This is a genomic window from Flavobacterium cupriresistens, from assembly GCF_020911925.1.
Classification (GTDB): domain Bacteria; phylum Bacteroidota; class Bacteroidia; order Flavobacteriales; family Flavobacteriaceae; genus Flavobacterium; species Flavobacterium cupriresistens.
Window position 1 is genome coordinate 716941 of record NZ_CP087134.1, and the last position, 13684, is coordinate 730624.

8 protein-coding genes are annotated in these 13684 nt (G+C 34.4%); all 8 read right to left on the minus strand.

The window, feature by feature from the left end:
• Positions 1-69: 69 nt before the first annotated feature.
• Entirely contained in the window at positions 70-3228 is a 3159-nt protein-coding gene (locus tag LNP23_RS03355; RefSeq protein ID WP_230003737.1) for a UvrD-helicase domain-containing protein, read from the minus strand.
• 85 nt (positions 3229-3313) lie between these two features.
• The gene (locus LNP23_RS03360; protein ID WP_047776727.1) at positions 3314-3910 is read right to left on the minus strand and encodes a lipoprotein signal peptidase; all 597 of its coding nucleotides are present in this window, start codon (positions 3908-3910) and stop codon (positions 3314-3316) included.
• Positions 3911-3993: 83 nt separating this feature from the next.
• Entirely contained in the window at positions 3994-4374 is a 381-nt protein-coding gene (locus LNP23_RS03365) for a TraR/DksA family transcriptional regulator (RefSeq protein WP_035681592.1), read from the minus strand.
• A gap of 7 nt (positions 4375-4381) precedes the next feature.
• Positions 4382-7783, minus strand: coding sequence for an isoleucine--tRNA ligase (gene ileS, locus LNP23_RS03370; RefSeq protein ID WP_230003738.1), 3402 nt, complete (start codon positions 7781-7783; stop codon positions 4382-4384).
• Between the two features lie 130 nt (positions 7784-7913).
• A complete protein-coding gene (gene recO / locus LNP23_RS03375; RefSeq protein WP_230003741.1) occupies positions 7914-8627 on the minus strand; it encodes a DNA repair protein RecO in 714 nt (237 codons plus the stop codon).
• Positions 8628-8751: 124 nt separating this feature from the next.
• Positions 8752-9783, minus strand: a complete 1032-nt coding sequence (locus tag LNP23_RS03380) for an alginate O-acetyltransferase AlgX-related protein (RefSeq protein WP_230003743.1) — start codon at positions 9781-9783, stop codon at positions 8752-8754.
• 3 nt (positions 9784-9786) lie between these two features.
• Positions 9787-11235 carry an MBOAT family O-acyltransferase gene (locus LNP23_RS03385; protein ID WP_230003745.1) on the minus strand — a complete coding sequence of 483 codons (1449 nt, stop codon included), beginning with the start codon at positions 11233-11235 and terminating at the stop codon, positions 9787-9789.
• 113 nt (positions 11236-11348) lie between these two features.
• Positions 11349-13631 (minus strand): type IX secretion system anionic LPS delivery protein PorZ, encoded by a 2283-nt coding sequence (gene porZ, locus LNP23_RS03390; protein WP_230003746.1) that lies wholly within the window; start codon positions 13629-13631, stop codon positions 11349-11351.
• Between the last annotated feature and the right edge of the window lie 53 nt (positions 13632-13684).

Genomic DNA, 13684 nt, shown 5'->3' on the forward strand with positions numbered 1-13684 from the left:
TTATTTATTTAATATGTTAAAAATTAACAACTTAACCCTAATTAAGCTATTAACAACTGATTAATTTTATCACAAATTTACCACATCGACAGCTGTTCCTATATACACCAGTGCTTTTTTTAACACTTTATATCCCAAATCCTCGATTGCATCTTGATATTCCTGAATTTGCCTGGTGTATTTCGCATTAACAGCCCCCGTTTTATAATCTAAAAGATAAGCTTCTTTGCTCTTTGTCAGCACCACACGGTCCGGTTTTAAAATCTTACCCTCCTTCTGAACAATTGTTTGCTCATTCAAAATCTTATCTTTCCCATCAAAGTATATGGTCAACTCAGGATGATTTACAATTTCCTGAAGCGTCAACAATACTTTTTCAGACTGATCAAAAGTTACCAGACCATTCTCCATTGCTTTTACAACTGCCAGATCAATATCTGATTTATCCTTAACAAAAGCTAAGATTTCATGGACTACATTTCCATAGGAGATTGCTTCTTGTTGGTGCGTACCCCACATGAGCGCTTCTCGTTGCGCAATTTTTATATTCTTCGGATCTAAAACCTCAGAAATCATTGGAATCGTTCGAACTAAATCTGCCCTTTTTGATAAAGGCGAAAGTTTCTTCTTATTTCCAAAATCATATTCTAATTTTTCCGGATCGTAAATCCCTTTGTGAATCAGATATTTTATAAAAAACGAAGCCATGTTACTTGGGTATTCACCATCTTTTCTTTCTTTTAATGACTGCGAAATAACATAAAGCTGCTCTTCGGCACGTGTTAATGCCACATACAAAACGTTGATGTTGTCAAGTAATTCTTCTTGTTTTTTCAAATTAAAAACAGCCGAAGCACTTTCACCAAATCCTTCAACGGCACTACTATTGTCAATTAGCGCTTTTGGAACACCCAAATTTTCCTCTTCAGCATCTAACCAAAGCTTGTCTTTTGGCTTTCTGTTATAGTCTTCTTCCGCAAACGGCATGATAACTACCGGAAATTCCAATCCTTTTGATTTATGAATGGTCATAATCCGAACGGCATTATTTCCTTCGGGAGACGGGATACTGAATTTCTCTCCATTTTTCTCCCAAAAACTAAGAAAGTCTGCTATTCCGGCCTGATTTCTAATATCACGTTCTAAAACAATATCGAGAAAAAACTGTACATAGGCATTCCCTTCGGTTGGAAGAACGAATTTTGAAATGATAATTTCAACTGCCTCATACAAGGATTTTTTTCTGATATTCTCGAAAGATAGTGAGACATCAAATGTCAGAAGCCAGTTTTCAAAATCACTTTCAAATTTCTTACTCATTCCCTGGGCAATAAAATCATGAACCGGTATTTCGGTTTCTAAAGTACCCGTTAAAAAATGCAGAAAATTAGCTTTTGCTTCTAAATCAGCGCTATTATTTAAGTATTTCAACAGATGAATTATTAAACGCACTTCTGTTGCATTTTGAATCATCAGTGTTTCTGAAGACAATAGCGGAATATTTTGTTCTGTCAAATAATTAGCAATCGCAATTCCCTGCCCCCTTTTACGGGTCAGAATCACAATGTCTTTATACTCAAAACCTTCCCGAACTACATTCTGAATTGTATTTAAAGTAGCCAAAACATACAAATCTGATTTTTCGACCACTTCTTCTTCATCTGCAAAATCACTTTTTTCAACAACAGGAAGAAAAGAGATATTGACATACCCTCCTTTTTTGGAATTTGCGTTTTGAAAACTATGATTCTCATACAAATCTTTATAATCCTCGTTCGAAAATTCAGCAGAAATCAACTTAAAAAAAGCATTATTAAAATCAATTACCTCACTATAACTGCGGTAATTGGTATCTAAATGCTCCAGTTTTTGATCTTTATTGCTAAATGGATTTTCTCCTTTACTCAATTCGATAAATTGCTCGGCTTTACCACCTCTCCAGCGATAAATGGATTGTTTGGGATCTCCAACAATCATCAAAGTACCCTTATTCCCCAAATCGTCCTGACCTGCAAGCGCATTATCAATTAAAGGAATCAAGTTTTGCCATTGCATTTCTGAAGTATCCTGGAATTCGTCAATAAAAAAATGACGGTACCGTTCTCCCAGACGCTCATAAATAAAGGGCGCCGGTTGATTCTGAATCTCCCGATAAATAATCGCATTAAATTCAGAAATAGATAATATATTTTGTTCGGATTGAATTTTGGCTAATTCATTACTAACGGTATTCAGTAATGATAAAGGCGTAATATTTTTAAGAAAAGCTTTGTAGAAATCTCTTTTCTCGAAGTTTTTATAGATTTTAACCAGCGTTTGAAGCAATTCCGGAATAAGATTTTCGATTATTGCTTTGTCTTTCGCCGTTTTATTGATGGCAATATCCTCAAACTCATGAAAGGTTTTATTCTTTGGATTAAATTTCCCATCCTTAATACTTTCGAGATGATTTGGAAAAGTCCCTCTTGAAAAAGATTTCAAGTCAATTCCGTTTTTATCAATTAAAACGAGTAATTCGGCGGCAAACTCCGCATTCTCTTTTTCCAGATCGGCACACAAAGCCGACATTTTCTTTTTTATGGCGATAAACTCCTCAATGGACTTATCCTGAAAATGCAAAATTTCATTTCGGTTATTTTCATTCAGAACCAACCTACCGGTTTCCAAAATTTCACGCGAAACATCCCAACTCTTATCGTCGTCGGTCTTTTCCATCGTAAAATCAATAAGTAATTTGGTAAGTGTTTCGTCCTGTCCAGCCTGAGCAATAATGGCATCGACAGCTTCTACCAGTAAATTTTCAGTATCCAGAGTAACCTCAAAAGTCATCGGTAAATTCAAATCGTGTGCAAAAGCACGAATTACCTTATGTGTAAATTTATCAATAGTAGAAATATCAAAAGCCGCATAATTATGAATCAGGTGCTTGATAATATTTTGAGATTTTGTTTTGATTCTGATGATCGAAAGCCCTGTTTCTCTCGACAAATCCTCCATTAAATCGGATGCTTTATCGGAAGGGATTTCTTTTGTAAACTCAGATAAACTGCCTACAATACGGCTTTTCATTTCATGAACCGCCTTGTTGGTAAAAGTTATGGCCAAAATATTTCGATAGGCATCGTTTTTTGGCGAGGAAAGGATAATCTTCAGGTATTCCTTAACCAAAGTATAGGTCTTTCCCGAACCTGCAGAAGCATCATAAATGGAGAAAGACGGACTTTGCATAAGCTTAGTTTTTGTATGACAAAAATAGCATTTTTAAAGCACTATTAATTTTCGAAACCTAAAAACACTATTCTTCCAAAAGAACTTAGTGTTTAGGAAATGCTCTTTTATTAAAGACCAACAATATTCCAACCCCTGTTGAGATGGCTACATCAGCCACATTAAAAATAGCATTAAAGAACATAAAATGCTTTCCTCCAAAGATTGGCAACCAAGTTGGTAAATTGCCTTCCCAGATTGGAAAATAAAACATATCTACCACCAAACCGTGAAACCATGTACCGTATGGCGCTGGTGAAAAAAGTGTAGCCAGGTTATGTGAACTGTCATCGAAAATTACACCGTAAAAAACAGAATCCAGGATATTTCCTGCTGCACCGGCAAAAATCAATGCTATTGCTACAACCAAATAATTGGAATGGCGTTTTTTAATTGCATCTGCCAACCAATACCCGATTCCGAATACAGCAAAAATTCTAAAAACAGTCAGAATTAATTTTCCATATTCACCCGGAATTTTTGTTCCCCATGCCATTCCTTCATTTTCTATGAAATGAATTCTAAACCAATCTGCAATAACAACTTCTTCACCAAGAATAAAATTTGTTTTTACATAAATTTTAGAAAGTTGATCCACAATTAAAACTAAAAATATAAGGAAATACGCTTTTCGTAATGACATTTTATGAAATTTTGATGGCAAAAATAACAATTAAATAAAAAAAACGCTCCTAAAGGAGCGCTAATTTTTAAGTATCTGAGATATTATCTCTGTAAATTCTTGGCTTCGATGCTCATTGTAGCATGAGGAACGATTTTAAGTCTTTCTTTACCGATTAATTTTCCTGTTACTTTACAGATACCGTATGTTTTGTTTTCGACACGGAATAACGCATTTTTCAGATCACGGATAAACTTCTCTTGTCTGATAGCCAACTGAGAGTTTGCTTCTTTAGACATGGTTTCACTTCCTTCTTCAAAAGCTTTGAAAGTAGGAGAAGTATCATCTGTTCCGTTATTCAAGTCGTTCATATAAGCACTTTTGATTAAATCAAGATCTGCTTGTGCTTTTTGTATTTTATTTTGGATTATCTCTTTGAACTCTGCCAAATCGGCGTCAGAGTATCTTGTAATTTCATCTACCATTTTTATATTATTTTGAAATTAATATCGTTGTTTTAATATCATCAAACTCAATTTCTGTGCCGTTTTCTAAAGCGTCAACAAAAACCAAACTATCTGTTAATGTTTCTGACTTAATGTAAGCTTCGTTTTTCAGAATTGCTTCTTCCAAAAGACCACTTCTTTTAAGCTGAACTTTAATCTTATCTGTAACCTCAAATCCTGAATCTTTACGAATATTCTGGATTCTGTTTACCAATTCCCTCGCAATACCTTCATTCTTCAATTCTTCGGTGATTGTTATATCAAGTGCTACTGTTATTCCGCCTGAATTTGCAACCAACCATCCTTCGATATCTTGTGAGGTTATTTCGACATCTTCTAATGATAAAGTTACGTTATTTCCAGCAATAACAATATCTAACGTCCCTTCCTTGTCTAACTGATTGATCTGATCGGCAGAAAAACCTTGTATTTCCTTAGAAATCAGACCCATATCCTTACCAAAGCGTGGTCCTAAAGCTTTAAAATTAGGTTTAATTTGTTTTACCAAAACACCTGAAGCATCGTCTAAAAGTATGATTTCTTTAACGTTTACTTCCGCTTTTACCAACTCTGAAATTGCTTCAATTTCAGCACGTTGATTGTCGTCAAGTACCGGAATCATTACCTTTTGCAAAGGTTGACGTACCTTAATCATTTCCTTTTTACGAAGTGACAACACCAAAGAGGAGATGGTTTGCGCCTTCTGCATTTTGCTTTCTAACGTTTTATTAACAAAGTTTTCGACAAATTTCGGGAACTCAGCCAAGTGAACACTGGCATATTGCTCAGATCCTGTAGAAACTGTCAAATCACGATACAATTTATCCATGAAAAAAGGAGCGATCGGAGCGCTTAGTTTACTTATGGTAAGCAAACAGGTATAAAGTGTCTGGTAAGCCGCAATTTTATCATGTGCATATTCGCCTTTCCAGAAGCGACGACGACACAAACGAACGTACCAGTTACTTAGGTTTTCCTGAACGAAGTCAGAAATAGCTCTTGCTGCTTTTGTTGGTTCGTATTCTTCGTAACATTCATCAACAAATTTTATTAACGTATGTAATTCAGACATAATCCACTGATCAATTTCCGGTCTTTCGTTTAACGGAATTTCGGCCTCAGCGTATTTAAAACCATCAATATTGGCGTATAAACTAAAGAAAGAATACGTATTGTATAACGTTCCGAAGAATTTACGACGAACCTCAGCGATTCCTTCCAAATCAAACTTCAGGTTGTCCCAAGGGTTTGCGTTCGAAATCATGTACCAACGTGTGGCATCAGGTCCGTATTCTTTAATTGTTGTAAAAGGATCTATTGAATTCCCTTTACTTTTTGACATCTTTAGTCCGTTTTTATCTAAAACCAAACCATTTGAAACTACATTTTTGTACGCCACTTTATCAAAAACCAAAGTTCCGATAGCATGTAACGTATAAAACCATCCACGAGTCTGATCTACACCTTCAGCGATAAAATTCGCAGGGAAATCTTTATTCTCGTCGATTTTATCCTTATTTTCAAAAGGATAATGCCATTGTGCATAAGGCATTGCACCAGAATCAAACCAAACATCGATCAAATCGCTTTCTCGTTTCATTGGTTTTCCTGAAGCTGAAACCAACGTAATTTGATCTACTACATTTTTATGTAAATCGATTAAATCATAATTTGCTTCAGACATATTCCCGATTTCGAAATCTTTGAATGGGTTTTCTTTTTGAAAACCGGCTTCAATAGCTTTCTCAATTGCGTTGTATAATTCTTCAACAGAACCAATTAAAACTTCTTCTTTTTTGTCTTCGGTTCTCCAAATTGGCAACGGAATACCCCAATATCTAGAACGAGATAAGTTCCAGTCGTTGGCATTTTTCAACCAATTTCCGAAACGTCCTTCACCGGTAGATTTAGGTTTCCAGTTAATAGTTTCATTCAAATCGAACATTCTATCTTTTACGTCAGTCACCTTAATAAACCAGGAATCTAACGGATAATATAAAAGAGGTTCGTCTGTTCTCCAGCTGTGAGGGTAACTGTGAACATATTTTTCTACTTTAAAAGCTTTATTTTCTTCTTTTAAACGAATAGCGATTTCAACATCCACAGAACGCTCAGGAGCTTGTCCGGTCTCATAATATTCGTTTTTAACATATTTACCGGCAAACTCACCCATGTGCGAAGTGAATTTCCCTTGTAAATCTACTAATGGAACTGCTGTACCGCTTTCGTCCAAAACCAACATTGGCGGAACTTCCGGTTTAGCTTCTTTTGCTACTTTAGCATCGTCTGCACCAAAAGTTGGAGCAGTATGTACAATTCCGGTTCCGTCTTCTGTAGTTACGAAATCACCAGAAATTACTCTAAATGCATTTTCTGCATTTTGATAAGGCAATGTATAAGGCAATAATTGCTCGTAACGAATCTCTACTAAATCGGCACCTTTGGCTTCTGTTAGTATAGTATACGGGATATTTTTATCTCCGGATTTGAAATTTGCAAAATCAGCTTCCTCTGTACTGGCAAAAAATCCTTTTCCAAATTGTTTTCCAACCAGATTCTTTGCTAAAACAACATTTATTGGCTCGAAAGTATATTGATTGAAGGTTTTCAGCAAAACATAATCAATTTTTGGTCCAACTGTCAATGCTGTGTTTGATGGCAAAGTCCAAGGGGTAGTCGTCCAAGCTAAAATGTGAACGTCTCCAAATCCTTGTAAAAATGAAGGTAGTGTTTCCGGTAGTGTTTTAAATTGTGCTACAATCGTAGTATCGGTAACATCACGGTAAGCTCCAGGCTGATTTACCTCGTGAGAAGACAATCCGGTTCCTGCTTTTGGAGAATAGGGCTGAATAGTATATCCTTTGTACAACAAACCTTTATCATAGATTTGTTTCAAAAGCCACCAAACAGACTCCATATATTTGGGTTTGTAAGTCACATATGGATCTTCCATATCTACCCAATAGCCCATTTTTTCGGTTAGGTCATTCCATACATCGGTATAACGCATTACGGTTTTTTTACACGCTTCGTTATATTCTTCAATAGAAATGGTTTTACCAATATCTTCTTTTGTGATTCCTAGTTCTTTCTCGGTACCTAATTCTACAGGCAATCCGTGCGTATCCCAACCGGCTTTTCTTTTTACCTGAAAACCTTTTTGAGTTTTATATCTGCAAAAAATATCTTTAATAGCACGTGCCATCACGTGGTGAATTCCCGGTAAACCATTAGCTGAAGGAGGTCCTTCAAAAAACACATAAGGTTCAGCACCTTCACGTGTAGTTACACTCTTTTCAAATATATTTTCTTTCTTCCAAAAATCAAATACTTCTGATGCCACTGTAGGCAAGTCAAGTCCTTTGTATTCAGTAAATTTTGTACTCATTTTATCCTTTTCTTAAACGAGGTGCGAAAGTAAGGAATTTTGAGGAATATAGATAAAAGATGACAGAAAAAAGAATGAAGTCACGGAATTTCTAATAAATTCAACAAAAAAGATCGTCTGTTTCGAAAATTTAAGAGAAAACTTCTTTTAAAACCTCTAAAGATTTCGGATTTTTAAATCCATCTAAGTGAAAACGGTAGTAATCAATCAGAATTTTAAGGAGTATTTGTCTTTCAGTAACATTAAAAACTTTCTGATCGTTATCAAATTTCAAATCAATCAGTTTTTTAAACAAATCACTTTCGTGTTCCGTCAGCGAACCCAGACCATGAAAATGGGTAAAAACACCATCGTACATTTCAAAATAAGGCAAATTCATTTCTGAAACATCGGGATAAAATCCTAAATATTTGGTCGTTTCCAGCAGTAGCATCAAGTGGAAATTAGAAATCTCATCGTGCTGATCCAACCAGGTTAAAGCGGTCTCTAAAAACAAAAAAAGCGATTCATTTTTCTCTTCTTCCTGAATGGAATAATGGAGCATCTCCGACAAAAACATCACCATAGTACTTTTTACAATATCGGTATGAATGCTTTGAAAAGGAACTGCTGTTTTTATTTCCTTGAAATTCTCTAAAGTACCTTTGTTTTTATGAACTGCTTCAATTTCCAAAATAGACAAAGGCTGAAAATACGCAATTTTCTGACTGACTTTACGCCCCGAAAAAGCATCGCGTACAAAATAAGATTTCAAGCCATTTGAAAGCGTAAAACATTTTACAATCAAACTTTTCTCTTGAAACTTTAAGGCCGAAATTACTATTGCTTTGGTTTTTACTTGCACTTTTATTTTTTAATTTCCATCATTCTAAATCACAAACCAATTATAACTTACTACCTGTACTGCTTTTTACAAACCTGTCACAAAGCCAACATTAAGAAATTTATAAACTGATTGCTTACTATTTTTATTTTATTATTCCTTCAATTTCATTGGCTATAATTCTAGCTCCAACCGGGGACCAATGCGTGTCATCATAAAAATAAATATCCTTTTCACTTTTTAACTTAGAAGACAAACTTTTTTTTGAATCGATGTATATATATTCTTTTTTAAGAGAGCCTAAATATTGAAAAAATAGTGGCTTTGGAAAATTTGTTTTATCAGCAATATAATCATAATATAGATCGTATTTATCAGGGGCTGGCAACACTATAAGTTTTACTTTTTTACTCCATAATTTTTTTGATAAGTCATTCAGAACATCATTTAACTTCTTAATTTCAGTTAAGTTATTATTTAATTCTAAACGAGATACATCTTCCAAAAAAAACAACAACTTATTTGAACTATTACTAAAAAACTTATCCGTTTTAAGAGTAACATTATAGATATTTTCATTTGATAAATAATTTTCATCAACGTAAAACCTAAACATGGAGAAAGGAAAAATGATTGTCTCTCTTGAAAAAAAGCTTTTATCTCCTTTTTTCATGACTGGTCTCTGGTTGATTAGTTGCTTCTTCAACTGAGGCTTCATTTTCATCTTTAAAGTATCCATTTCATTCAAATTCGCAACAAAGCCTCTCTCCACATTTTCGAGAATTACATACTCAACTTTATGTTCTTCAAAAAAACCACTATTTAAAAATTGATATAACGTCTGTATTTGATTACTTGCAATAAACCTATCAACATGTAAAACACTATATTTTTCTGCTAAATAATTCTTATATCCGAAACTGCTTTGCTCAGAAAAAGAATCACCAATAGTCAATATCTTCGACTTTTTTACTTTATCCTCTGAAACTTTATAAAAGCAAACTTTATTATCAAATTCCTTTTGAAACACTTCTCTATACTCTTCAAAAACAGGAAAATACCCTACTCGCAATAAATCCGGAGATGAAATAGCATTACCGTAAAACAATAATGTAATTACATACAAAAATAAAAACGGAAGTACAAAAACGGCTGTTTTTCTGATAATTTGTTTCATATATTAAAACTGGAAATAAATAAATTGTTGTTGTTGTCCGCTATACCAAAATATCGCAATGATAATTGAAACATAAACCGAATATCTAAATACGGGTTTCCAATTTATTCCCAATTTAGCAATTGCAAACTGATCTTGCCTTCCAAACCATTCAATACTTACAAAAAAAGACAAAAGAACAAATAATATCTTTAAAAAATCATCCCCCTGATACACCGGATAGGTAAATAACGAACTTGTAAATATTCTTGAGATATAACTCAACGCATGCTCAATATTATTTGCTCTAAAAAATATCCAGGCAAAAGCAGTTAAACTAAATGTTAAACCCATTTGAAAAACCTCTTTGACTGTTGGCAAGATCTTTCCTTGAGCAACTACATCCAGATTCTTTCGATTTGTTTTAAAAATGATAGAAGGCATAATATACAATGCATGTAGAAAACCCCAAACCACAAAAGTCCAATTTGCTCCATGCCAAAACCCACTTACTAAGAAAATAATGAACGTATTTCTAATTTTCATCCACATCCCTCCTTTACTTCCTCCCAGCGGAATATATAAATAATCCCTAAACCAGGTTGAAAGAGAAATGTGCCATCGTCTCCAAAACTCTGCAATATCTCTGGAAAAGTAGGGAAAAGCAAAATTCCGCAATAAATCAATACCAAAAAGTCTGGCTGTTCCAATTGCAATATCTGAATAACCTGAAAAATCTCCATAAATTTGAAACGTAAAAAACAGCGCCCCTAACAGGAGTGTACTCCCGGAATATTCGGCAGAATTACTAAAAATATCATTAGCATACTGTGCGCATTGGTCTGCAATTACCACTTTTTTAAATAATCCCCACAGAATCTGCCTTAATCCGTCAACTGCTTTGTTATAATCAAAATTTCTTTTTTTCTGAATTTGCGGCAAAAGATGTGTCGCTCGTTCAATAGGTCCTGCAACAAGTAAAGGAAAGAAACTAACAAAAACTGAATAATCAATGATATTTTTCTCCGCTTCTATCCTTCCTTTATAAATATCAATCACATAAGACAAACCATGAAATGTATAAAACGAAATCCCTATAGGTAAAATTACCTTTATGGTCCACGGATTTACATGTACACCAAAATTGGCAACTGCATCAACAAAAGATTCAGCAAAGAAGTTGTAATATTTAAAAACACCAAGAAAACCGAGATTTACAACTATACTTAACCAAAACCAAAAAGATTTACCATTTTTACTCTTAGATTCAGACATCTTTATTCCGGTAAAATAATCCAGTAAAGTAGAAAAAACTAACAAAAACAAAAACCTCCAATCCCAACAAGCATAAAAAAAATAACTTGATACAAGGAGCAAAACATTCTGATATTTAAGCGACTTATTTAACACAAACCAGTAGAGAACAAATACTATTGGCAAAAATATTGTAAAACTTATGGAATTAAAAAGCATTCTGTATATTTAAAATTTAGCGTTTCTTTTTTTTCAAGCTTTAATTTCGAAATCTGAGATTAAAAACCGGAATTATTTTTATTTAAAATTCAAATCAATAGATAAGACAGAGACTACCGAATAATCATCACCTTCTTAACCTTAGTCTCTTCACCATCCTGAGCCGAAATAAAAACCATATACACACCGGAAGCTACTTTATATCTCCCAAAAGCGGTTGTATCCCATTCGATTGTACCGCCTTCTGAGGTTGTTTCATAGACCAGATTGCCCTCTATATCGGTTATTTTAATATTGGCTTTATCGATTAATCCGGCTACTTTTACAGTTCCGGAGTAACCCGGACGCACCGGATTTGGATATACAAACACATTATTCAGATTTTCATTGGCACCGGTTGCTATTCCTTTAAAAGAAACCATCCCTTTATCAGTTGCTATAAAAACCTCCCCTGTTGTACTGTTAATTTTTATATCATTAATCGTATTACTCGGCAGAGGTGAATTATTCACCGTAAAATGATATTTTGTTTCCTGACCATTTGGAGATACCATAAAAACCCCGGAATCTAGAGTTCCAATCCATTTATTATTTGCACCGTCTACGACAATAGCAGTTACAAATTGTTCGTACAATAATTCCTGAGCCAAATTATCGTCGATGATAATAATTGCATTCGCTTTTAGCTGACTATCGGATTGAAAATTACTTACGCTCGACAAAACCCGCAATCCTTTTGTAGTACCTATCCAAAGCTGTCCTTTAGTATCGACCGCTACCGCTCTAACGTCTGCTGCCGGCAGGTTTCCTGAATCCTCTCCAGTTGTTATTTTCTTAAATGTATTTGTTTTTTCATTAAAAGCAACTACTCCTTCTCTATTAGTCCCCATCCACTTGGTACCGTTTTTATCAATAACGATATTCCCGTAACTTGTACCGTTAATATCGGTAATGATCGAACTCATCGAATAACTCTGCCATTGACCGTCTGTTTTCAGGACTTTCAAACCATTTTTAACCAAACTATTGGTTATCCATAAATTTCCTGATTTATCAAAAGCGTTTCCATTTATACGAACGTCTATGTAGTTCGGCCCTAAAAAAGTCAATGTTTCCAGACCGCTGTTTTTTTCATTATAGAGCGTAGTTGGCACATCATTATCAATCTTTAACAATCCTGAAAAAAAAGAACTGACATAGGCTTGTTTTTCATTGTTTGGATTAACGATAACCCGTGTCATTGATTTTGCATCAAAAACACTCTCGTAAGGAATATTCAACCAACCGGAAGCATTGTATCTACTAACACCATAACTATCCAAGGGATACGGATCGTAAGATAAGTTATAATCACCATAAACAGTCCAAAGCACACTTGTTGCTACATCCATTGAAAAGATATTATTCCGCACAGGTCCACTTGGGGTATTATTCTCAAAGACCGAAACTCCGGAAAGTGTCGAAGAAAACAAACCGTTCGCTTTGGTACCGATATTAATTACATCTCCAACCGCAGTAGTACAAGTAAAACTCAATTTATCATTCAAAACCTGCGTATTACTAATTTGACGATTCAACACCATTTGATTATTATAGACATAAACCGTATTAGGCGTTGTAATAAACAAATTATGATTTTTAGAACGAATGTCTGTAGCAGGCTGAGAAAGTTGAAAAAATCCAACAAATGTATTGGAGTTATAACGATGCAAATATCCCGCAGCATTAACCGCTACAAGCTCTGTATCAAAAGCCTCAACACCGGACCAATCTCCCATATTTACTGTACTCCACTGACTAAAATCAATAAGATTAGGATTCGTAATTTCTGCTTTTCTAATTCCACTGGAAGTTGCAGCAAAAATAGACCCGTTAAAAAAAGCCGTTTGTTTTATGCTTATTTGTGCTCCATTGTCTCCTATAAAATAAGTATCTCCAAATTGAGCGGTTTTCAGATTAAACTGAACAATTCCAAAATCACAGGAAATATAAACCAACCCATTATGCTCCATAAAATGATTGATTTTCTTTAAATTCGAAGGTAACTGTTTGTTAATAATGTCTACTTTTTTCACAATACCTCCATCAGCTTCATTGACAAGAATGAGCAAGCCATTCTCATAACCGACTAAAGTTTTTTTGGCACTTTCACTATAATATAACGCAGAAATAGTTTGGCCGGACAAGCCATCAACAGTGGTGGTCGTTTTAATTATATTCGTAGTCGAATTTTTAGAAAACAATGCATTTTCTGAGGCAGCAAAAACAGTTGTTGGACTTTCTGAAATATCCTTTATTTCGTTAAACGAAAAATATCCCTGCCAAGACAAGGTGTTTTGCCCAAAACTCAATTGCATCAGCAACAAAAACAAAACACATAAAAACCTTTTTTTCATTATTAGATCGCTATAGAGAGACAAATATACTACAAACGAAAGTATTTGATTTT

Coding starts and splice junctions, on each gene's coding strand:
- LNP23_RS03355 (WP_230003737.1), bottom strand. CDS start 3,228: ATGCAAAGTCCGTCTTTCTCCATTTATGATGCTTCTGCAGGTTCGGGA.
- LNP23_RS03360 (WP_047776727.1), bottom strand. CDS start 3,910: ATGTCATTACGAAAAGCGTATTTCCTTATATTTTTAGTTTTAATTGTG.
- LNP23_RS03365 (WP_035681592.1), bottom strand. CDS start 4,374: ATGGTAGATGAAATTACAAGATACTCTGACGCCGATTTGGCAGAGTTC.
- ileS (WP_230003738.1), bottom strand. CDS start 7,783: ATGAGTACAAAATTTACTGAATACAAAGGACTTGACTTGCCTACAGTG.
- LNP23_RS03380 (WP_230003743.1), bottom strand. CDS start 9,783: ATGAAACAAATTATCAGAAAAACAGCCGTTTTTGTACTTCCGTTTTTA.
- LNP23_RS03385 (WP_230003745.1), bottom strand. CDS start 11,235: ATGCTTTTTAATTCCATAAGTTTTACAATATTTTTGCCAATAGTATTT.
- porZ (WP_230003746.1), bottom strand. CDS start 13,631: ATGAAAAAAAGGTTTTTATGTGTTTTGTTTTTGTTGCTGATGCAATTG.